The organism is Arthrobacter agilis (genome assembly GCF_006494655.1).
Classification (GTDB): domain Bacteria; phylum Actinomycetota; class Actinomycetes; order Actinomycetales; family Micrococcaceae; genus Arthrobacter_D; species Arthrobacter_D agilis.
In genome coordinates this window covers 19,535-40,576 of record NZ_VHIM01000001.1, presented here as the reverse complement: position 1 = coordinate 40,576, position 21,042 = coordinate 19,535, and the positions used below count along the sequence as shown (strand labels likewise).

Genomic DNA, 21,042 nt, shown 5'->3' with positions numbered 1-21,042 from the left:
CGCCCCTACAGGGCTCGCATGACGGAAACGACCTTGCCCATGATGCTCGCGTGATCTCCGAGGATCGGCTCGTACCGCGTGTTCTGCGGAAGGAGCCAGGTGTGTCCGTCGCGCTGCCGGAAGGTCTTGACCGTTGCTTCGTCGTCGAGAAGCGCGGCGACGATATCACCGTTCTGGGCATTCTGCTGGCGGCGGACCACGACCCAGTCGCCGTCGCAGATCGCCGCGTCGACCATCGAATCCCCCGAGACCCTGAGCATGAACAGGTCGCCGTGTCCGACGAGCTGGCGGGGGAGCGGCATGACATCCTCGACCACCTGGTCGGCGAGGATAGGCCCGCCGGCCGCGATCCTGCCGACCAGCGGCACGAGCGCCGTGTCGATGGGCCCCTGATGCTCGGTCGCGGAGCGGGAGCCCGCCGACGCGTCGTCGTCCGCCGTCGGATCGGGTGCGAGCGTCAGGGGCAGAAGGACCTCCATGGCGCGCGGTCGTTTCGGGTCCCGACGCACATATCCCAGCCGCTCCAGCTGCGCGAGCTGATGGGTGACGCTCGAGAGACTCGCCAGTCCCACGGCATCTCCGATCTCCCGCATGGACGGCGGATACCCGTTGTCGGCGATCGACCGCTGGATCGTCTCGAGGATCGTCAGCTGACGGGCCGTCAGTCCCTTCGACACCGACCGTCCCCGGGGCCTGCCGCGTCCGGCCGCCGCGGGCACGGTGGTCATGGGATCGGTGGCAGTGGGCGGGGCGTCGGCCGGGGCGGTGTTCGATTCCTGCCGTGCTGCCGGTCGTGAGTCCGTCACTGTGAGCCTTTCGCGTGGAGCTGCTTGCCCTGTCATGCCCGTCGACCGCGGCACCGGGGACCCGGAAGCCATTGTGTCAGTGGCGGATGGTTGCCTGAGGGTGTTCGACGGCGCGGTTCCGCGGATGCGACCGACCCGCTCGTCGATACCCTGTTCTGCCCACGCTAGGACAGACAGGGGCCGTTTTCAAACATATGTTCGAGCGAGTCTCGACAAGTGTCGTCGGTGAGTGCTAGAACTGGAGCTAGACGAATTAGTACACATGTTCGAACGGCGGATGCTGGTCGACATGAACATTCGAAGGGAAGAGGAATGACGATGACCGAAGTTCCAGTACTGCACGGCAGCTCGGCCCTGGGACGGCTCGCAGCCGACCGACCGGCGGGCCGGCTTCACCTCGTCCCCGCCCCGACCCGATCGGCACCGGTTGCAGCGCGGGGCGGTGGCGACCGCACCTCCACTGAGCGGAGTGCGGAGAAGCCGTTGACCCTCACCCGGCGCGGGCGGCTGCTGTTCGTGGGGATACCGGTCGCCCTCGGGGTTGCTGCCCTCATCCTGCTCGGCGCCTTCCTCACGTCCCAGGCGCAGGCCGGCGTGGAGATTCCGTCCACCTCCTCGGTGCTGGAGGTGAATGTCGTGGCAGGCGAGACCCTGTGGGATCTCGCGGTCCGGTATGCACCCGAGCGGGATCCGCGAGACGTCATCGCCGAGATGGTGGAGCTGAACAGCCTGCGGACCTCGGTGGTTCAGGCCGGTCAGAGCATCGCCATCCCGTCGGAGGGATGACATCGGCAGAACCCGTCGGAGGTGATCCTGCAACCCGAGGGGCGTCACCGGCCGTCACCGCGTCGCCAGGCTCGGGGGAGCCGGTCCGGGCAGCGGGCGGGGCGGTGGAGCATTCGGTCCCATCGAACTCGTCCAATAAACTGACGGGGTGCCATCTCCAACGGACGCCCTAGCCAACCTGCCGCTGCGCGACGATCTCGTAGGCCTTCACCCCTACGGAGCTCCGCAGCTGGACGTGCCGATCCTCCTCAATGTGAACGAGAACACGTTCGGCGTTCCGGCAGACGTGCACTCCGCGATCGTCGAGGCGGTGTCGGCCGCCACACAGGGCCTGAACCGTTACCCGGACAGGGAGTTCACGGAGTTGCGGGCGAATCTCGCCCGGTACCTGGGTCACGGACTGGGCCCTGATCAGCTGTGGGCCGCCAACGGATCGAACGAGGTCCTGCAGCAGGTGCTCCAGGCGTTCGGCGGACCCGGCCGCACCGCCATCGGCTTCCCGCCGACCTACTCCATGTACCCGCTGCTCGCCAGTGGCACGGGGACCCGCTACGTCACCGCACCCCGCGGTGCCGCCTTCTCCATGACGCCGGACGATACCGCCCGCGCGGTGCGGGAGTCAGGCGCTAACATCGTGTTCCTCTGTTCCCCGAACAATCCCACCGGCACCGCGCTGGAGCTCGGCGTGATCGAAGCGGCCTACGACGCCGGTGAGGACGCGCGGGCCATCATCGTCGTCGACGAGGCCTACGGCGAGTTCGCGCAGGAAGGAACGCCCAGTGCCCTGTCCCTGCTGCCGGGACGGCCGCGCCTCCTCGTCTCCCGGACCATGAGCAAGGCGTTCGCCCTCGCGGGTGCCCGGCTCGGCTATCTGGCTGCAGCACCCGAGATCTCGGATGCTCTCAGGCTGGTGCGCCTGCCCTACCACCTCTCCGCGATCACCCAGGCGGCTGCGAACGCCGCCCTGACGCATGCTGACACCCTGCTCTCCAATGTCGAGGCGATCAAGGTGCAGCGCGACCGCATCGTCGCGGAGCTCACGTCCCTCGGGTTGTCACCGGCGCCCTCGGACGCCAACTTCGTCTTCTTCTCGGGACTCGAGGATCCGCGGCGTATCTGGGAGGGTCTGCTCGCGGCCGGCGTACTGATCCGCGACGTCGGCATCCCGGGGTCGCTGCGCGTGACGGCCGGGACGGAGGAGGAGACCACCGTCTTCCTCTCCACGCTCAGGACGCTCCTGTAGCGGACGCGGCCCGCGCAGCCCGGCTCGTCTCCTAGACTTGATGCGTATGATCGGGCGCTTTCGCACCGACCACAACCCGCCCGATTCGTCGACCGGCTTCCGGAGATCCCGAAGCCCACAGAAGGACATCACATGACTGCAGAGGCAGCCCGCGCGCGCACAGCCCGGATCGAGCGCGTCACGAGTGAGTCGAGCGTGCTCGTGGAGCTCGACCTCGACGGGACGGGCGTGTCCGCCATCGACACGACCGTGCCGTTCTTCGATCACATGCTGACGGCCCTCTCCAAGCACTCGCTGATCGACCTCACCATCCGCTCCTCCGGCGACACCCACATCGACGTGCACCACACGGTCGAGGACACCGCCATCGCGATCGGCGAAGCGCTCCGGCTCGCGCTGGGGGACAAGGCGGGCATCCGCCGCTTCGGTGAGGCGACGGTCCCACTCGATGAGGCCCTCGCGAACGCTGTCGTGGACATCTCCGGCCGCCCTTTCCTCGTGCACGGTGGCGAGCCCGCGGGGCAGGAGTACCACCTGATCGGCGGCCACTTCACCGGGTCCCTGACGCGCCATGTGCTGGAAGCCGTGGCGCTGCACGCCCAGATCTGCCTCCACGTCACCGTCATCGCTGGTCGCGACCCCCACCACATCGTCGAAGCGCAGTTCAAGGCTCTCGCCCGGGCGCTTCGTGCGGCCGTCGAGCCCGATCCGCGGGTCGAGGGCATCCCGTCCACGAAGGGCGCCCTGTGACCGCCCGGACCGTCACCGTCCTCGATTACGGCTCGGGCAACGTCCGCTCCGTCGTACGGGCTCTCGAGCACGTGGGCGCACGGGTCGAGCTCAGCGCCAAGCCCGACGACGTGCTCACCGCGGACGGCCTCCTGGTACCCGGTGTCGGCGCCTTCCAGGCCGTGATGAAGGGCCTCAAGGAGGTCGACGCCCTCCGCATGATCGGGCGACGGGTCGCCGGTGGCCGGCCGGTGCTCGGAATCTGCGTCGGGCTGCAGGTGCTGTTCGATGAAGGCGTCGAGCACGGTGTGCGCACGCCGGGCATGGGCGAATGGCCGGGTGTCGTCGAGCGGCTCAGGGCTGACGTGGTGCCCCACATGGGCTGGAACACCGTCGATGCGCCGCAGGACTCCGTCCTGTTCGACGGCATCCGCGACGAGCGGTTCTACTTCGTGCACTCCTACGGCGTGCAGGACTGGTCCTTCGACGTGACCCAGCCGGCCATGAAGCCTCCGCAGGTGACGTGGTCCGACCACGGTGGGCCGTTCATCGCAGCCGTCGAGAACGGTCCGCTCAGTGCCACGCAGTTCCACCCGGAGAAATCGGGGGATGCGGGCGCTCAGCTCCTGCGGAACTGGATCGAGGGCCTGCGGTGACCGCATGGTGAGCCTCGTCCTCATGGGGGTCGCGGGCCTCCTGATCGGCGGCGCGTTCTCGCTGCGCGGCCAGGAGTTCCCCCGCTGGGTCTGGATCGCCTTCCTCGTCCTCGCCGGGCTCTCGCTCGTCGCCGCCTATCTCTTCACCCTGCCCGGCGACTGACCGGCTACCCGACCACCCGACACAGCGGTTCCCCCGCACGTCCGAAAGCAGGAACACCCTGATGAGCCCCCTCTCCGAATCACCCACGCTCGAACTCCTCCCCGCGGTGGACGTCGCCGATGGAAAGGCCGTCCGTCTCGTCCAGGGAGAAGCGGGCAGCGAGACCAGCTACGGCGACCCGCTCGACGCCGCCCTCGCCTGGCAGGAAGCCGGCGCCGAGTGGGTGCACCTCGTGGATCTCGACGCCGCCTTCGGGCGCGGGTCGAACAAGGATCTGCTGGAGCGCGTCGTGCGGCATCTCGATGTCAAGGTCGAGCTGTCGGGCGGGATCCGGGACGACGCGTCACTGGACGCAGCACTGGAACTCGGTGCCACGCGCGTGAACCTCGGTACTGCCGCCCTCGAGAACCCCGAATGGACCCAGCTCGCCATCGCCCGGTACGGGGATGCCATCGCCGTCGGCCTCGATGTCCGCGGCACCACGCTGGCGGCCCGCGGCTGGACCGAGGAGGGCGGTGACCTCTGGGAGGTCCTGCAGCGCCTCGAGGACGCCGGCTGCTCGCGGTACGTCGTCACCGACGTCACGAAGGACGGGACCCTTCGCGGCCCCAACATCCAACTGCTCGAGGAGGTTCTCGCGAGGACCACGCGACCCGTGGTCGCATCCGGCGGGATCTCCAGCCTCGACGACATCGCGGCCCTGCGGGAACTCGTGCCACGTGGGCTGGAGGGAGCCATTGTGGGAAAGGCGCTCTACGCCGGCGCGTTCACGCTTCCCCAGGCCCTCGACGTGGCGGGAATGCCCGGCGCGGACGCGTGACGGAGCGGCAGCTTCCCGCACATATCGCAGCAGCCCTGGCGGGACGGCCGACCAGGGGCCCGGGAGGCAACACGGCCGATTCCGCCGGGCAACCATGGGCGGGCCGGGACCTGTCCGGCCCCGAGAATCCGCTCCACGCCTTCGACGACGACGACGGCAGGGCGGACCCACGCCTCACGACCGCGGTGGCGGGACTCCTGGCGCAGCCGACCGACGAGCCGCTCGGGGACCACAGCGCCTTGGATCAGGCGGGTCGGCCGGGCTCGGGGGAGCGGGGGATCGTTGCCGCCCTGACGACGGCGCGGGTCTTCATCCCGATCGTCGCGCAGCTGGGTGTCGCGGGGGAGGCCCGGGGGGCCGGGACCAGGTCTGCTTCCTCGTCGGAGTTGCACTCCGACAAGGAAGCAGACATGGCCCTCGTCACGCTCGATGCTCCCGACGGCAGGAAAGCGCTCCCGATCTTCTCGTCCACCCTGGCCCTCCAGCGCTGGCATCCGGAGGCCCGGCCCGTGGCCGCCTACGCCTCGCGGGCAGCCCTGGCCGCCGTGGCCGACGGCGCGGAACTGCTGGTGCTCGACCCCGGAGCCGACCTCACCGTCGTCGTCCGGCGTCCCGCCCTCTGGGCGCTCGCGCAGCAGGTTCCCTGGACGCCGTCCTACGAGGACCCCGCCCTGGCCGCGCTCGTGGAGGTCGCCGCGCTCGGGCAGGAGGAGATCCTGTCCCTCGCGCTGCGGCCCGCAGGGGGCGTCCTGACGAGGAGCGCCGACGGTAGCATTGCCTTCGGCGGAGGGCCGGGACCTGAACTTCGGATGGACGTGCAGCTCCGCCCGGGCCTCACCGCCCAGGGCGTGCGCGACGCCGTCGCCACGCTGCGGGCCACCCTGCTGGGTCGTCAGGATTTCGTGGAACGCGTCGACTCGCTCGACATCAAACTCATCAGCTGACGGAGGCGTCGGCCAGGAAGACGACACGTGAACTTCGCCGTATACCGGGACCTGCTGCGCATCCGCTCCGTCCGGACCCTGCTCATCGTCGGCATGATCGCGCGCTTCCCCCACTCTGCCGCCGGAGTACTCCTGACCCTGCACGTGGTGCAGACCCTCGACCGCGGCTACGCCGAGGCCGGAGCGGTGGCCGCCGTCGTCACGATCGGTATCGCCGTCGGCGCGCCCTGGCGTGGCCGGCGCATCGACAGTGCAGGGCTGCGCCGGGCGCTCATCCCGTCGGTCATCGCCGAGGCGGTCATCTGGTCCGTCGCGCCGCACCTGCCGTATCCCTGGCTGCTCGTCGCTGCCCTGGTGGGCGGGCTCTTCACCCTCCCGGCGTTCTCGGTCATCCGTCAGGCGCTCGGAGTGCTGGTCGAGGGAGACCGGCGTCGGACCGCCTTCACCCTCGATGCCATCTCGACGGAAATGGTCTTCATGGCGGGTCCGGCCGTGGGTGTGGTGCTCGCGACACAGGTCTCGACGGTCCTCGGGCTGACGCTCGTGGGTGTCGCCACGGCTTCGGCCGGCCTGTTCCTCATGTGGTTCAACCCGCCGACGCGCTCCGAACAGCTACCCGACGCGGCCACGGTGCCGGCGGCAGCGCCCGCAGGCGTCGGTGAGGCGGCCGCCGATCTCATCGGGACGCGCGACGCCCCGACGGAGCGCCTGGCCCGACACACCCTCCTCCGGCGGGGTGTCCGCCGCGCCCTGCCCTGGCTGACCTTCCCCCTCGTGATCGTCATGGTGATCGCGGCGGGCGCCGGACTCGTCCTCTCGGGCACCGAGGTGGGAATCGTCGCGGCCCTGGAGATCTCCGGCGACGAGGGCCAGCTCGGCCTGGTCTTCGTCGCCTGGTGCGCTGCCTCCGTGGTGGGAGGGCTCCTGTACGGTGCGCTCCACCGGCCCGTCCCGCCGTCGCTGCTCCTGCTCGGTATGGCACTGCTGACGGTGCCGCTCGCCTTCGCGGATTCGACCCTGGAGCTGGCCCTGTTCTCGATCCCCGCCGGCTTGCTGTGCGCGCCGGTCCTCTCGGCTGCGTCGGAGAAGGTCGCCGACCTCGTCGCCGAGGACCGGCGGGGCGAGGCCATGGGCTGGTACGGATCGGCGCTCACCTCGGGCGTCGCGCTCGGTGCGCCGCTGGCCGGTGTGCTGATCGACGTGACGGGTCCATGGGGCGGCTTCACCGCCGTCGCAGTGGTCTCCTCGATCCTCGGCGTCGTCGGATTCTCCGTCCGCAACATCCGGCAGCGACCGGCGCCGACCGCGGCCCTCCACCCGACGCGCTAGGACCTCCGGCCGCTCGACCGGAGACCTGAGCCGCAGGCCACGGGAACAGGCAGGGCCCGCACCGGATGACGGTGCGGGCCCTGTCTGCTCGGGCTGTTGTGGTCGCCGGGGTGCGGCGATCCGTCAGTTGACCGGACCGGTGTACTTCTCGCCCGGTCCCTTGCCCGGAGGGTCGGGAATGATCGAGGCCTCCCGGAACGCGAGTTGCAGGGACCGCAGGCCGTCGCGCAGCGGGCCGGCATGCTGTGAGCCGATCTCGGGTGCCGCCGCGGTCACGAAGCCGGCGAGTGCCGTGATGAGCTTCCGCGCCTCGTCGAGGTCCTTGAGCTGCTCGGCGTTCTCCTCGTGGGCGAGCCCGCACTTGACGGCTGCCGCGCTCATGAGGTGCACGGCCGAGGTCACGATGACCTCTACCGCTGCCACTTCGGAGATGTCGCGCATCTGCCGGCGGACGTCATCCTCCGCCTGGGCATGGCTTTCGCCCGGTCCCTCGGGGGCCTGCCCGATCTCCTCCGAGAAGCTGCGCCGGGCCGCCTGTGCCGGATCGGCAGTGGGGGAGTGCTGTGGATTGTCGTGTGGCGTGTCCATACTGGTAAGCTTGGCATAGACCAACCGGTCATCGTTACCCGCTGCGCCCCGTCAGGGGCCTGCTGGAGCCGACCGGTCTGCAAGCGGAGTCCTCTCCCACCCGCGTTTGCCTGGTGCAGCCTTCGGCAGCATTGCAGGTAGCCGGGTTCCTGGTCGGTCCTGCAGATGATCGTGTAGGAAGCTCGCGCTTCTGCCGACGTCCGGAACCGGTTGACGAGGCCTTCGATTGCGCATGCAATGGGAGGCCTTCTTTCGTCTGCACGCGGTTCCGGATTGAGCACCCACAGGAGTCACACATTAGCGAGCCAAGAATCAATGATCGTATCCGCGTCCCCGAGGTGCGGCTGGTCGGTCCTGCCGGCGAACAGGTAGGAATCGTCCGTATCGAGGATGCACTCCGACTTGCCGCCGAGTCCGACCTGGATCTGGTTGAGGTAGCACCGCAGGCCAAGCCGCCGGTGGCCAAGCTCATGGATTTTGGTAAGTACAAGTACGAAGCGGCCGTCAAGGCACGTGAGGCGCGGAAGAACCAGACCAACACGGTCCTCAAGGAGATCAGGTTCCGCCTGAAGATCGACACCCACGACTACGAGACGAAGCGCGGTCACGCGATGCGGTTCCTGGGCGCCGGTGACAAGGTCAAGGCCATGATCCAGTTCCGTGGGCGTGAGCAGCAGCGTCCCGAGATGGGTATCCGCCTCCTCCAGAAGTTCGCCGAGGACGTCGCCGAGGTCGGCGTGGTCGAGTCCTCGCCGCGCATCGACGGACGCAACATGGTCATGGTCATCGGGCCCACCAAGAACAAGGCCGAGGCGAAGGCCGAAGCGCGGCGCGCAACCCAGCGCGCGGAAGCGAAGGCCGCCAACGAGGCTGCCAAGTCGGGTGGCGACACTGGTCGCGTCGACACCTCCGGGGGCGACAACGCGCCGTTCACGCAGTCGCTCGCCGACCTGCTGCCGGAGGGTTACACGGTGAACACCGAGCCCGAGGCGCCCGCGGTGGAGACACCTGCGGACGACGTGACCACGGCCCCGGCCGAGGCGACGACGGAGCAGGCACCCGCTGCGGCAGAGGCAGCGCCGAAGGTGGAGGCACCGAAGGCCGACGCGGCGACGACACCCGCCCCGAAGGCAGCGCCTGCTCGCACCACCTCGGCACCCCGCTCGACCCCGGCGCGTTCATCGGCCGAGCGTCCCGCGACGTCGCGTCCCGCATCGTCGGCGCCGAGGCCCGCGTCTGCGGCGCCGACCGCGCGGTCTGCTGCTGCTCCGGCTCCCGCATCGGCGGAAGCACCCAAGCCCGCCGTGGCTGCGAAGCCGTCGGCGATGCCGAAGCCCGGAGCGCCGAAGCCCTCGGCGACCCCCAAGCCTGCCGGCAGGACGGCTCCTTCCAAGAGCCCGGCCAGCCGTCCCAAGCCCGGGAGCACCGACTAGGGCTCAGGCCCAGTCCCTGCCGGGTACGTTCGACAACCAACAGGCACCCCCGGGTGCCGACCTCCGGGTGCATCCGCCCCGGCTACGAGAAGGAGATCGGTTCCCATGCCGAAGATGAAGACCCACAGCGGCGCCAAGAAGCGCTTCAAGCTGACCGGTAGCGGAAAGCTCAAGCGCCAGCAGGCCAACCGCCGCCACTACCTCGAGCACAAGTCCTCGACCGTGACTCGCCGGCTCGCCAGCGACCAGATCGTGTCGAAGGCCGACACCAAGGCCATCAAGAAGATGCTGGGCATCTAACCACCAATCCACCCCCTCGGGAAAGCGCCGACACCTCCAGGTGCAGCGCTGCGGCTGCGGCCGTGACCGAAGAAGAACCAAAGGAGTACACACGTGGCACGTGTGAAGCGGGCAGTCAATGCCCACAAGAAGCGTCGCGTCATCCTCGAACGCGCCAAGGGCTACCGCGGACAGCGTTCGCGCCTGTACCGCAAGGCCAAGGAGCAGCTGCTCCACTCGTTCGTCTACAGCTACGGCGACCGCCGCAAGCGCAAGGGCGACTTCCGTCGCCTGTGGATCCAGCGCATCAACGCTGCATCCCGCGCCAACGGCCTGACCTACAACCGTCTGATCCAGGGCCTCAAGGCCGCCGAGATCCAGGTCGACCGCCGTATGCTCGCCGATCTTGCCGTCACCGACGGTGCAGCATTCGCCGCGCTCGTCCAGATCGCCAAGAACGCCCTGCCGGCCGATACGTCGGCTCCGCTCAAGGCCTCGGCCTAGGCACATCGGCTGCGGCGGGCTCCCACCCGCGCAACCGGTCCACGATGACTGTGAACGGACGCCCCCAGGCGCCACTGATGACCAACACCCAGGCTGATCGGGTGAAGGAGGTGGCCCGCCTGGCCGGGCGTCCGTCGCGGTTAAGGCGCCGCGAGTTCCTTGCCGAAGGACCGCAGGCCGTCCGCGAGGCACTCCGGCTGCACGGGCACAGGCAGGACGACGGTGGTGTCGTGGTGGATGTCTATGCGACCGCCGAGGCACTCGACCGCCATCCGGACATCGCCGAGCAGCTGGTCGCCGTCGACGCTCCGGCCGTGCGACGCGTGACGGCGGACGTGCTGGCCGCGATGTCGTCGACCGTGACGCCCCAGGGTTTCATCGCCGTCTGCCGGTTCCTCGACAGATCCCTGGACGACGTGCTCTCCACCGCACCGCGCCTGGTGGCTGTGCTCGTGGAGGTCCGCGACCCGGGGAACGCCGGCACCATCATTCGCGCCGCCGACTCTGCGGGCGCCGACGCCGTCATCCTGACCGGCGCGAGCGTGGATCCCTACAACCCGAAGACCGTCCGCTCGACGGTGGGCTCCCTCTTCCATCTGCCCCTCGTCATCGGCGCCGAGCTCGACGGCCTGCAGGACCGCCTGCGGTCCGCCGGCCTGACTGTTCTCGCCGCCGATGGCTACGGCCCACTGAGCCTCGACGACCTCCAGGACGCGAGTGCGTCGCGGCGCCTCACCACCGGAGGACAGGGGAATGCAGCCGCACCCACCGGGAAGAAGCCGGCGTCGGGGGTTACCGCCGCAGGCATTCCCGCCGGCATTCCCGCCGGTGTGCCCTTCGACCGAGCGGACGCCGAGTCGGGGGCGGGACGATCCGTTCGCCTCGAGGATCCGGCAGCATGGCTGTTCGGCAACGAGGCGCAGGGTCTTGCCCCGGAGATCTCCGCGGCCGCCGACGCCCGGGTGGCCGTCCCCATCTACGGCAACGCCGAATCCCTCAATGTGGGCACGGCGGCGACGGTCTGCCTCTACGCGTCCGCTCGGGCTCAACGCCTCGACTGATCGCCTCGTCTGATCGGCTCGATTGATAGCCCGGCTGTCAGTCGACGTGGGCCCGCTATGAGTGCGACTGCTGGCGGTGGGCCTGCTGTGCGTGGGCCGCGGTCGGCGCGACGACGGACCCGTCACGCCGACCACCCTGCCCTCCGGCGCGACGATCCATCCGCCCGCTCACGACGGCGACACCGAGTCCCAGCACGGCCAGGACGGCGCCGACGAGCGCCGGGGACGTGAATCCCCATCCAGCGGTGATGACGGCGCCGCCCACCGTAGCTCCGAGCGCATTCGCCGTATTGAGGGCGGAATGGTTCATCGACGAGGCGAGCGAGGGAGCGTCGGGCGAGACATCCAGCAGCCGCGCCTGCAGCGGCGGAATGAGGGTGGATCCGCTCGCCCCGACGAGGAAGACGAAGAGACAGGCCGACCAGGGCATCGTCGCTGCCAGCGGGAAGAGCAGCAGGACCGCCGTGATCGTCACCATGGCCCCGTAGATGCTGCCCATGATGGAGCGGTCGGCGAGGCGGCCGCCCAGGATGTTACCGACGACCATCCCCACGCCGTACAGCGCGACGACCAGCGGCAGCAGGGCCGCGCCCAGACCCGCGACCTCGGTCATGATCGGCGAGATGTACGAGTAGACCGCGAAGAAGCCGCCGAAGCCGACGATGCCGATGAGCAGCGTCAGCCACAACTGCGGGCTGCGCAGGGCCCCCAGTTCCGTCCGGATACTCGCGCCGGGGCGGACCGGGAGGGCGGGGACGAAGGCCCGGATGAGGAAGAGCGTCCCCATGCCGATGACGCCGACGAGCAGGAACATGGAGCGCCAGCCGAACTGCTGCCCGAGCCACGTGGCGAAGGGCACCCCGATCACGTTGGCGATGCTCAGTCCCAGCATCACCATCGCGATGGCGCGGCCGCGCTTCGCGGGATCGGCAAGGGAGGCTGCGATGACGGCGGCGACGCCGAAGTACGCACCGTGCGGCAGCCCGGACAGGAAACGCGATGCGAGCATCCAGCCGAATCCCGAGGCGAAGAAGGAGGAGAGATTGGCGAGGGTGATGACCAGCATCAGGGCCAGGGCAACGGTGCGCTGCGGCTTCTTCGCCCCGATGGTCGCGAGCACGGGAGCTCCGATCACCACGCCGAGCGCGTAGGCGGAGATGACCTGGCCGCCCTCCGCGTAGTCGACGCCCAGATCGGCCCGCATCTCCTCGAGCAGTCCCATGATGGTGAACTCGGTGGTTCCGATGGCGAATCCGCCGACGGCCAGCGATCCGATGGCGAGGGCCAGGCGCTGCCCGGACAGACGGTGCGGGTCGGAGGAGGCAGGGAGGATGCTCATGGGTGTCCTAGCGGCGGAATCATCGAGGAGTGGTGGTCGGCCGCCGGACCCGCCGGGGCGGGAGGGAGAATAGATGCTGGCGACGCGGACGTCGTCGTCGCTTCCAGCCTAGGCGATCCTCCCGGTCGTCACCCGTGCCGGCCGCCGGGCCCGGCAGAACGTCAAGTACCCGCACGGCACCCCGAAAGGACTGGACGTCCCGACACCGTGCTGATGGGGTTGTGGGATGAGTTGGACACCACACCCCTCCGAACTGCCCCAGAGCGAGCACCTGCGTGAGGACATCAACCTCCCCGAGGAGCCCGAGGACGAGAGCGCCGCCGAATTCTCCGAGGAGGCCTACACCTCGACGGAGCTCAACGCCGGCCAGCAGGTGCCCGGTCTGAGCCCCCAGGGCGAGTACCGGCGCGGTGAGAACCCGGAACACAGGACTGCACCGACGGGGGACGGGCTCGCGGCTCCCGAGGAGAGCTGACCCCGCGGGACAGCTGGTTAGACTCGGGCGTGTGAGCCACCAGAGATCGACCCCGCTGCGCCAGATCGTCGGGGCTGCCCTCGTCGACTCCCTCGTCCGCCCGACCCGGCTCCTTGTCGCCCGACGCACCTCGCCGCCGCAGTTCGCCGGCATGTGGGAGTTCCCGGGTGGCAAGGTGGAACCGGGGGAGACCTGCGAAGCTGCCCTGCTGCGAGAGCTCGCGGAGGAGCTGGGCATCCGCGCCGTGCTGGGTGCCGAGGTCGACGGTCCGGGCGCCCAGGGATGGCCGCTGACAGCAGCGGCCGCGATGCGTGTCTGGTTGGCCGAGGTCGAGGAAGGAGAGCCCGCGCCCCTGCAGGATCACGACGAGCTGCGGTGGGTCCGCCTGGAACCCGCCGATGAACTCGAGGCCCTCCCCTGGATTCCGGCCGACCGGCCGATCCTGACCGCACTGCGGGCAGGAACGGCACCCGCTGCGACCTGACAGGCTGGACAGGGGGCACCCGGGCAGCGGCCATGCGGGCACCCACGACCCGTGCGATGCCGCGAGCAGCGAGACCCGGGCAGCGGCCGGAGCGGGCTCGTCAGAAGAGTGCCGGTTGAACCGTGACCGGGGTGGGTGACCGGGTGTCGAAGGCTGCGCGGACGGCTGGGGCCTGGACGCCGGTCGGTGTCAGATTCCGGAAGAACCCCGCGCCGGCCTCGAGGCCGTGCTTCCGTCGGAAGACCCGGATGCGTCCGGCCAGCCAGTCGCGGTACTCCTTCGAGGCATAGCTCCCGCTGCTGTAGAGCGCCTCGTACTTCGGGACGAGCCGTGGGTGGTGCGTCCCCAGCCACTGCATGAACCACTCCCGGGAGCCGGGCCTGAGGTACAGGGGGCCGGCGGTCACGCCGGTCGCGCCGGCTGCGGCGAGCGCACCGAACAGCTGGTCGAGGGACTCGTCGCCGTCCGTGAGCCACGGCAGGATCGGCATCGCCATCACGCCGCAGGGGAGCCCGGATTCGCGCAGCCGCGAGATCAGCGCGAGGCGCGCCTTCGGCGCGGGCGTGCCGGGCTCGATGGATTCCGCGAGGATCGGGTCCATCAGGGCGAGCGAGATACCGACGCCGACCGAGACGGAGTGCGAGGCTGCTGCGAGGAGCGGGATGTCCCGCGCGAGCAGAGTCCCCTTGGTGAGGATGGAGAACGGCGTCCCCGATTCAGCGAGGGCCGCGATGATCCCGGGCATCAGGCGGTAGCGGCCCTCGGCACGCTGGTACGGGTCGGTGTTCGTGCCGAGCGCCACGTGGTCGCGGTTCCAGGACGGCCTGGCGAGCTCCCGCGCGAGCACCTCGGCGGCGTTGATCTTGACGACGAGCTGGGCGTCGAAGTCCAGGCCCGTGTCCAGGTTCAGGTAGCTGTGGGTCTTGCGGGCGAAGCAGTAGACGCAGGCATGTGAGCAGCCCCGGAAGGGATTAATGGTCCATGAGAACGGCATGGACGATGTCGGCGGCACCTTGTTCAGCACCGACTTCGCGGCGACCTCGTGGAAGGTGATCCCGGCGAAGTCCGGTGTCCGCACGGTCCGGACGAGACCCACGAGCGGCAGGAGGCTCGGTTCGGCGACGGCGCCGCCGTCCTGTTCCGTGACTTTTTGTCCCTCCCACCGCATACCAGTATTAGAACATGCGTTCTAATATGCTGTCATCCGACGGCTGGCCTAGGCTTGCCCCATGATCCTCCTCACCGGTTTCGAACCCTTCGGGGGAGAGACGACCAATCCGTCCTGGCTCGCGGCGCAGCAGGCGACGATTCTGTTGCGCGCGCAGGGCCTGGAAGCCGCTGCGGTCGAGGTGCCCTGCGTCTTCGGCCGCAGCGTCGATGTCCTGACGGACGCGATGGACCGGCACCGGCCCGACGTCGTCCTCTGCCTGGGCCAGGCCGGCGGACGCGAGCGCGTCTCCGTTGAGCGTGTCGCCATCAATATCGACGACGCCCGTATCCCGGACAACGCGGGGCGTCGGCCCGTCGATGACGCGGTGGTGCCCGACGGTCCGGCCGCCTACTTCTCGACCCTGCCGATCAAGGCGTGCCGCGAGGCCGTGGCGGCGCTCGGCGTCCCCGTGGAGGTCTCACAGACCGCCGGGACCTACGTCTGCAACCACCTCTTCTACGGGCTCATGCACCGTCTCGCGGGACGCAGCGGGACGCGGGGCGGCTTCGTCCACGTCCCGTACTCGACGGAGCAGGCCGAGGCGAACGGCGCCCCGGGCCTGCCCGTCGGGGACATGGCCGCAGCGCTCGCCGCGATCGCGACGACGACGGCCCGCACGCCGGTCGATGTGCGGGTGTCCGCGGGCGCCGAGCACTAGCACGAGCGCGAGCACTAGCACGGGTGCGGGCACTAGGACGCGGTGTCTTCCGGCCGCCGTCGACGTCTCGTGGTGAGCGCGGCCCGGACCGCACCCGCGACCGGCCGGGCCGGCTGCTCGCGGTACCCTCCGTCGGCCAGCCCCGCGCCCCGTTCGAAGGGATTGCGCGACGCCGGATCACCGGTGCGCAGCAGCGAGTAGCCTGCGGCCAGCAGGTAGGCGGGGAGGAACGGCAGTCCGAGGCACGCTGCGTACTGGCGGCAGTGGCGCGCCTCGTGCTCGAGCAACGTGTCGAAGCCCGCGTGCGCGCCCTGCGGCACGCTGCCGCGCACCAGCACCACGCTGCCCACGGTGAAGGCACGCGCCCTGGGAAGTCGTCGACGGTAACCCTCGGCGAGCAGTGTTCCGTGCGGTCCGCGGGTGATCCTGCAGCCCGAGAGCGCCGCCACGGCGAGGCCGCACGGCGTCGACAGGTTGACCCAGTTCAGGAAGGGCACGAGCCTCCGATTCATCCCGTCATGGTACTGCGGTCGGGTACCCACCACCGGCGGTGGCCCACGCCGGCGGGTACCGGGCCGGATCGGGCTTCCCGGCGGTTGCGAACCCGCCGAGCCGGTCGCCTAGACTTGACACGCCGGTGCGCCCACGCTGCGAGCCGGCGTTTTCCTGTCCACGGCGTGGCATGCCGAGCAGGCTGTCCGCCGCTCGTCGCGAGAGTTCAAGGTAAGCAATCCCCATGTCCGAAACCCCAGAGCACCCCGGCTCCGGCGCCTCCGGCTCCGACGCCCCCGATGCTGGTGTCCCCGATCCGCTGGACCCCGCATCGGTCGCCGCGGCCGTCGACGCCGCGCTCGCCGACATCGCTGCCGCGGCAGACCTCGACGGACTCAAGGCCGCGCGGATCGCGCACTCCGGCGAGAAATCACCGCTGAGCCTCGCGAACCGCGGGATCGGCTCGCTGCCGAAGGAGCAGAAGTCGGCCGCGGGCAAGAACATCGGCCCGGCCCGGGGACGCATCAATCAGGCGCTCGCGGCCCGCACCACCGAGCTCGAGGCCGAGCGCGATGCCCGCATCCTCGTCGAGGAGGCCGTCGACGTGACCGCCGCCCCGCGCCGTCGTCGCACCGGTGCCTGTCATCCGCTCTCCACGCTGCAGGAGCGCGTCAGTGACGTCTTCGTCGGGATGGGCTGGGAGATCGCGGAAGGCCCGGAGCTGGAGTCGGAGTGGTTCAACTTCGACGCGCTGAACTTCAAGCCGGACCACCCCGCCCGCGAGATGCAGGACACCTTCTTCGTCGAGCCGCCCGAGGCGCACCTCGTGCTGCGCACCCACACGTCCCCGGTGCAGGTCCGGTCCATGCTCGAGCGCGAGCTGCCGATCTACGTGCTGTGCCCCGGCAAGGTGTTCCGCACCGACGAGCTCGACGCCACCCATACCCCGGTGTTCCACCAGTTCGAGGGCCTCGCGATCGACAAGGGCCTCACCATGGCCGATCTCGTCGGCACGCTCGAGCACTTCACGCAGCAGCTTTTCGGCGACGACGCCAAGGTGCGCCTGCGCCCCAACTACTTCCCCTTCACGGAACCGAGCGCAGAGCTCGACATCTGGCACCCGGGCGCCAAGGGCGGGCCGCGCTGGATCGAGTGGGGCGGCTGCGGCATGGTCAACCCCAACGTGCTCCGCGCCACCGGCATCGATCCGGAGGTCTACTCCGGGTTCGCCTTCGGCATGGGGATCGAGCGGGCGCTCATGTTCCGCAACGAGGTCGGCGACATGCGCGACATGATCGAGGGCGACGTACGTTTCAGCGAACACTTCGGGATGGAGATCTAAGTGAGAGTCCCACTCTCCTGGCTGCGCGAGTACGCAGCCGTACCTGCGGATGCGACCGCGGAAGACGTCATGGCGGAGCTCGTGAAGGTCGGCCTCGAGGAGGAGGACGTCCACCGTCCCACCGACGACCTGTCCGGGCCGATCGTCGTGGGGCAGGTCCTCAGCCTGGTCAAGGAACCTCAGTCCAACGGCAAGACCATCAACTGGTGTTCCGTCCGGGTGGTCCCCGAGGGATCTGACCACACCCTGACGGGTGACGGGATCGACCCCTCCGGCGTGCAGGGCATCGTCTGCGGTGCCCACAACTTCGTCGAGGGCGACAAGGTGGTGGTCACGCTGCCGGGCGCCGTGCTGCCGGGCGACTTCCGGATCGGCCCCCGCACGACGTACGGGCACGTGTCCGCGGGCATGATCGCCTCCGTGCGTGAGCTCGGGATCGGCGAGGACCACGACGGCATCCTCGTGCTCTCGACGCTGGGGCTCGATCCCGAGGTCGGCACCGACGCCATGGAGCTGCTCGGGCTGTACGACGAGGCTGCGGAGATCAACGTGACCCCGGATCGCGGGTACTGCTTCTCCCTCCGCGGTGTGGCCCGGGAGTACGCCCACGCCACCGGAACCGCCTTCACGGATCCGGCGGCCGCCGTCGTCGTGCCGCCGGCCAGGGGCGAGGGCTATCCGGTGCGGCTCGACGACGGTGCGCCCGTCTACGGTGTCCCCGGCTGCGACCGTTTCGTGGCCCGGACGGTCCGCGGCGTCGATCCCACCCGACCCACGCCGCCGTGGATGTCCGCGCGCCTGCGACTGGCCGGTATCCGTTCCATCTCGCTCGTGGTCGACATCTCCAACTACGTGATGCTCGAACTCGGCCAGCCGCTGCACTTCTACGACCTCGACCGGCTCTCGGGCGAGATCGTGGTCCGCAGGGCTGCCGAGGGCGAGACGCTGCGCACACTCGACGACAGGGTGCGCACGCTCGACGCCGGGGATCTCCTGATCACGGACGCGTCGGGACCCATCGGGATCGCGGGCGTCATGGGCGGCGCCTCCACCGAGGTCACCGACGGCACCCGCAACGTCCTGATCGAGTCGGCGCACTTCGACGACGTCAGCATCGGCCGCTCGCGCCGCCGCCACAAGCTCCCCTCCGAGGCGTCCAAGCGCTTCGAGCGCGGTGTGGACTGGCACGTGGCGGACATCGCCGCGCAGCGCGCCGTCGACCTCCTCCTCGAGCTCTCCGGCGGGACGGTGGACGACGCCGTGACCGATGTCGGCCGGGCGCCGGAGCCCCGCGTCATCGAGCTGGCCGCCGACTTCCCGGAGCGCCTCATCGGACGCGAGTTCAGCGACGAGCAGATCACCGGGACGCTCACCGACCTCGGTGCGACGGTCGAACGCGTCGACGGGGCGGAACGCGGCTACCGCGTCACGGCCCCGAGCTGGCGCTCCGACCTCGCGACCCGCGAGGACCTCACCGAGGAGATCATCCGCCTGCTCGGGTACGACACCATCCCGTCGAGCCTGCCCGTGGCGCCTCCGGGCCGCGGCCTGACGCGCGTCCAGCAGCAGCGGCGGCGACTCCTGAACGCCCTTGCGGCGGCGGGTCTCACGGAGGTGCTGTCCTACCCGTTCGTCGGCGCGAGGGCCAACACCGTGTTCGGCTCGCCGGAGGAAGGTGCTGCCGTGCCATCGGTGAAGCTCGCCAACCCGCTGAGCGCCGAGCTCGGGTTCCTCCGCCGGTCGGTGCTGCCGGGCCTCGTGGAGCTCGCGAAGCGGAATCAGTCACGCGGCTTCCGTGACCTCGCCCTGTTCGAGGCGGGCGCGGTCTTCCTGCCGGGTGACACTCTGGGGACGGGGTCGATCCCGCCGCTCGGCATCAAGCCCGACGACGCCGTCCTCGACGCGCTGTACGCCGGCATCCCGGACCAGCCGCAGATGGTCGCGGGCCTGTTCACCGGGCACGAGGTCGCGCCGTCGGCCGGGGTACCGCCCCGGGCCTGGGACTGGGCCGACGCCGTCGACATCGTGCAGTTCATGGCGCAGGTCACCGGCGTCGACGTCGTGGTGCGGCAGGGCAGCCATCAGGCGTTCCATCCGGGCCGCACGGCGGAATTCTCGCTGCGCAGCGGCGAGCTGCTGGGCTTCGCCGGCGAGCTGCATCCGAAGGTGATCGCGGCGGAGGATCTCCCGGCGCGCACCGTGGCGTTCGAGGTCGACACCGATGTGCTGTTCGACGCCGCGGCCGACGTCATCGTGGCCCGGCCGCTGTCCACCTACCCTGCCGCGACGCAGGACGTGGCGCTCGTCGTCGACTCCGCGGTCGTCGCGGGGGACGTGCTCGAGGCGCTGCGGGAGGGAGCGGGCGAGCTCCTCGAGGAGGTGAGCCTGTTCGACGTGTACACGGGCCAGGGCATCGAGGAGGGCCGGAAGTCACTGGCGTTCGCGCTGCGCTTCCGGGCTCCCGACCGGACCCTGACCGCCGACGAGGCGAGCGCCGCGCGGGACACCGCCGTCGCCGTCGCGGCCGCGCGTTTCGGGGCCGTCCAGCGCTGACCCCCGGGACGAAGGCCACGGGCACAGGACCCGTCCGCGGAGGCGTGGGCGGGTCCTGTGCCGTGAGGGGCGGGGATCCTCAGGGGATGAGCAGGACCTTTCCCGTGGTCCTTCTGCCCTGCAGGTCCTCGTGCGCCCGGGCAGCGTCGGCGAGCGCGTACCGTGCGCCGATCCGGACGTCGAGCTGGCCCGCGGCGACGGCACCGAAGAGTTCCTCGGACCGCCACCGCCGCTCCTCGGGAGTGCGCAGGTAGTGCACGAGCGTAGGACGCGTGACGAAGAGCGATCCGCCGCTGTTCAGGCGCTGGAGTTCCAGGGGCGGTACGGGGCCGGAGGCCGCTCCGTAGAGCACGAGGGTGCCCCGCACGCGCAGCGAGCGCAGCGACTCGTCGAACGTCGCCTTCCCCACGCCGTCGAACACCACGTCCGCGCCCGAGCCGTCCGTCAGGGTGCGGACGGCGTCGGCGAAGCCGTCGTAGCGCAGCACCTCGTCAGCCCCGGCTCCGCGCGCGAGGTCCTCCTTCTGCGGCGTGGAGACCGTGGTGATGACGCGTGCACCCCTGGCCTTCAGGAGCTGGATCAGGAGGAGGCCCACGCCTCCTGCCCCCGCATGCACGAGCACCGTCTGGTCCTGCTGCACGGGGAACGTGGAGTTCATCAGGTAGTGCGCGGTCATGCCCTGCAGGGGGAGCGCCGCGGCGGTCTCGAGGTCCACGCCGTCCGGCACGGGCAGCGCGCGGTCCGCGTCGACCAGGGCGTAGTCGGCATAGGTGCCGCTGCCCTCGGCGAAGGCGACCCGGTCGCCGACCACGAAGCCCTGCGTGCCGGCACCGAGGGCCTCGACGGTTCCGGCGGCCTCGGCGCCCGGGGTGAAGGGGCGCTCGACGGCGTAGGCCCCGCTGCGCTGGTAGGTCTCGATGAAGTTGACTCCCGCGGCGGCGACCCTGACGAGGAGCTGGCCGGGGCCCGGTTCCGGCCGGTCGGTGGTTGCGAGGGTGAGGACCTCCGGTCCGCCGGCTTGCCGGACGACGATGGCTGAGGGCATGGGGGGAATCCTTTCGGTGGGTGCCCCCATGCTATGGCCGCGGCTCCCTCCGCAGGGCTGCATAACTATGTGGTGGACCGCATATCTTTGCTGTAGGGTTGAG

General features: G+C 70.1%; 23 protein-coding genes. 17 read left to right on the top strand and 6 right to left on the bottom strand.

Features of this window, described 5'->3' with window-relative positions; translation table 11 throughout:
• Positions 1 to 5: 5 nt before the first annotated feature.
• Positions 6 to 728 (bottom strand): transcriptional repressor LexA, encoded by a 723-nt coding sequence (gene lexA, locus FJV46_RS00190; protein WP_087031806.1) that lies wholly within the window; start codon positions 726 to 728, stop codon positions 6 to 8.
• Positions 729 to 1,124: 396 nt separating this feature from the next.
• On the opposite strand from lexA, the gene FJV46_RS00185 reads away from it, so the two are divergent.
• The 8 genes from FJV46_RS00185 (at position 1,125) to FJV46_RS00155 (ending at position 7,476) form a co-directional block, all read left to right on the top strand.
• On the top strand, positions 1,125 to 1,592 hold the full coding sequence (locus FJV46_RS00185; RefSeq protein WP_087030510.1) for a LysM peptidoglycan-binding domain-containing protein: 468 nt from the start codon (positions 1,125 to 1,127) through the stop codon (positions 1,590 to 1,592).
• A gap of 148 nt (positions 1,593 to 1,740) precedes the next feature.
• Entirely contained in the window at positions 1,741 to 2,835 is a 1,095-nt protein-coding gene (locus tag FJV46_RS00180; RefSeq protein ID WP_087030507.1) for a histidinol-phosphate transaminase, read from the top strand.
• 132 nt (positions 2,836 to 2,967) lie between these two features.
• Complete coding sequence (hisB, locus tag FJV46_RS00175; RefSeq protein WP_087030504.1) at positions 2,968 to 3,585, top strand: imidazoleglycerol-phosphate dehydratase HisB; 618 nt, start codon at positions 2,968 to 2,970, stop codon at positions 3,583 to 3,585.
• Positions 3,582 to 4,220 (top strand): imidazole glycerol phosphate synthase subunit HisH, encoded by a 639-nt coding sequence (gene hisH, locus FJV46_RS00170; RefSeq protein WP_087030501.1) that lies wholly within the window; start codon positions 3,582 to 3,584, stop codon positions 4,218 to 4,220. Before hisB ends, hisH begins: the two co-directional genes overlap by 4 nt.
• A gap of 4 nt (positions 4,221 to 4,224) precedes the next feature.
• Positions 4,225 to 4,383 (top strand): CG2302 family histidine operon protein, encoded by a 159-nt coding sequence (locus FJV46_RS15285; RefSeq protein ID WP_170212712.1) that lies wholly within the window; start codon positions 4,225 to 4,227, stop codon positions 4,381 to 4,383.
• Positions 4,384 to 4,444: 61 nt separating this feature from the next.
• Positions 4,445 to 5,203 carry a bifunctional 1-(5-phosphoribosyl)-5-((5-phosphoribosylamino)methylideneamino)imidazole-4-carboxamide isomerase/phosphoribosylanthranilate isomerase PriA gene (gene priA / locus FJV46_RS00165; protein ID WP_087030499.1) on the top strand — a complete coding sequence of 253 codons (759 nt, stop codon included), beginning with the start codon at positions 4,445 to 4,447 and terminating at the stop codon, positions 5,201 to 5,203.
• The gene (locus FJV46_RS00160; RefSeq protein ID WP_087030497.1) at positions 5,200 to 6,147 is read left to right on the top strand and encodes an SseB family protein; all 948 of its coding nucleotides are present in this window, start codon (positions 5,200 to 5,202) and stop codon (positions 6,145 to 6,147) included. Before priA ends, FJV46_RS00160 begins: the two co-directional genes overlap by 4 nt.
• Positions 6,148 to 6,174: 27 nt before the next feature.
• A complete protein-coding gene (locus tag FJV46_RS00155) occupies positions 6,175 to 7,476 on the top strand; it encodes an MFS transporter (RefSeq protein ID WP_087030494.1) in 1,302 nt (433 codons plus the stop codon).
• A 123-nt stretch (positions 7,477 to 7,599) separates the two neighbouring features.
• Here FJV46_RS00155 and FJV46_RS00150 read toward each other — a convergent pair whose 3' ends face one another.
• Positions 7,600 to 8,064, bottom strand: a complete 465-nt coding sequence (locus FJV46_RS00150; RefSeq protein ID WP_232008618.1) for a DUF1844 domain-containing protein — start codon at positions 8,062 to 8,064, stop codon at positions 7,600 to 7,602.
• A 338-nt stretch (positions 8,065 to 8,402) separates the two neighbouring features.
• Between FJV46_RS00150 and infC the strand changes: the two genes are divergently transcribed.
• From infC to FJV46_RS00130, 4 genes are all read left to right on the top strand, one after another.
• Positions 8,403 to 9,497: a translation initiation factor IF-3 gene (gene infC, locus FJV46_RS00145; RefSeq protein ID WP_232008619.1), complete on the top strand. Its 1,095-nt coding sequence runs from the start codon at positions 8,403 to 8,405 to the stop codon at positions 9,495 to 9,497.
• Between the two features lie 105 nt (positions 9,498 to 9,602).
• Entirely contained in the window at positions 9,603 to 9,797 is a 195-nt protein-coding gene (rpmI, locus tag FJV46_RS00140; RefSeq protein WP_087030491.1) for a 50S ribosomal protein L35, read from the top strand.
• 93 nt (positions 9,798 to 9,890) lie between these two features.
• A complete protein-coding gene (gene rplT, locus FJV46_RS00135) occupies positions 9,891 to 10,280 on the top strand; it encodes a 50S ribosomal protein L20 (RefSeq protein WP_055772447.1) in 390 nt (129 codons plus the stop codon).
• 77 nt (positions 10,281 to 10,357) lie between these two features.
• Positions 10,358 to 11,341, top strand: coding sequence for a TrmH family RNA methyltransferase (locus FJV46_RS00130; protein WP_232008620.1), 984 nt, complete (start codon positions 10,358 to 10,360; stop codon positions 11,339 to 11,341).
• Positions 11,342 to 11,396: 55 nt separating this feature from the next.
• On the opposite strand, the gene FJV46_RS00125 is transcribed toward FJV46_RS00130, so the two are convergent.
• Complete coding sequence (locus tag FJV46_RS00125; protein ID WP_087030484.1) at positions 11,397 to 12,680, bottom strand: MFS transporter; 1,284 nt, start codon at positions 12,678 to 12,680, stop codon at positions 11,397 to 11,399.
• A gap of 226 nt (positions 12,681 to 12,906) precedes the next feature.
• Between FJV46_RS00125 and FJV46_RS00120 the strand changes: the two genes are divergently transcribed.
• The gene (locus FJV46_RS00120) at positions 12,907 to 13,155 is read left to right on the top strand and encodes a hypothetical protein (RefSeq protein WP_087030481.1); all 249 of its coding nucleotides are present in this window, start codon (positions 12,907 to 12,909) and stop codon (positions 13,153 to 13,155) included.
• Between the two features lie 31 nt (positions 13,156 to 13,186).
• On the top strand, positions 13,187 to 13,639 hold the full coding sequence (locus tag FJV46_RS00115) for a (deoxy)nucleoside triphosphate pyrophosphohydrolase (protein ID WP_232008621.1): 453 nt from the start codon (positions 13,187 to 13,189) through the stop codon (positions 13,637 to 13,639).
• Between the two features lie 100 nt (positions 13,640 to 13,739).
• Here the strand turns inward: FJV46_RS00115 and FJV46_RS00110 are convergent, their stop codons facing one another.
• Positions 13,740 to 14,807, bottom strand: coding sequence for an Rv2578c family radical SAM protein (locus FJV46_RS00110; protein WP_087030478.1), 1,068 nt, complete (start codon positions 14,805 to 14,807; stop codon positions 13,740 to 13,742).
• 61 nt (positions 14,808 to 14,868) lie between these two features.
• On the opposite strand from FJV46_RS00110, the gene pcp reads away from it, so the two are divergent.
• A complete protein-coding gene (gene pcp, locus FJV46_RS00105; protein ID WP_087030475.1) occupies positions 14,869 to 15,507 on the top strand; it encodes a pyroglutamyl-peptidase I in 639 nt (212 codons plus the stop codon).
• Between the two features lie 32 nt (positions 15,508 to 15,539).
• Here the strand turns inward: pcp and FJV46_RS00100 are convergent, their stop codons facing one another.
• Positions 15,540 to 16,019 (bottom strand): DUF4157 domain-containing protein, encoded by a 480-nt coding sequence (locus FJV46_RS00100; RefSeq protein ID WP_087030472.1) that lies wholly within the window; start codon positions 16,017 to 16,019, stop codon positions 15,540 to 15,542.
• Between the two features lie 224 nt (positions 16,020 to 16,243).
• Between FJV46_RS00100 and pheS the strand changes: the two genes are divergently transcribed.
• A complete protein-coding gene (gene pheS, locus FJV46_RS00095) occupies positions 16,244 to 17,341 on the top strand; it encodes a phenylalanine--tRNA ligase subunit alpha (RefSeq protein ID WP_087030469.1) in 1,098 nt (365 codons plus the stop codon).
• Positions 17,342 to 19,894 carry a phenylalanine--tRNA ligase subunit beta gene (gene pheT, locus FJV46_RS00090; RefSeq protein ID WP_087030466.1) on the top strand — a complete coding sequence of 851 codons (2,553 nt, stop codon included), beginning with the start codon at positions 17,342 to 17,344 and terminating at the stop codon, positions 19,892 to 19,894.
• A 79-nt stretch (positions 19,895 to 19,973) separates the two neighbouring features.
• Here pheT and FJV46_RS00085 read toward each other — a convergent pair whose 3' ends face one another.
• A complete protein-coding gene (locus FJV46_RS00085; protein ID WP_087030463.1) occupies positions 19,974 to 20,939 on the bottom strand; it encodes a quinone oxidoreductase family protein in 966 nt (321 codons plus the stop codon).
• Positions 20,940 to 21,042: the final 103 nt, after the last annotated feature.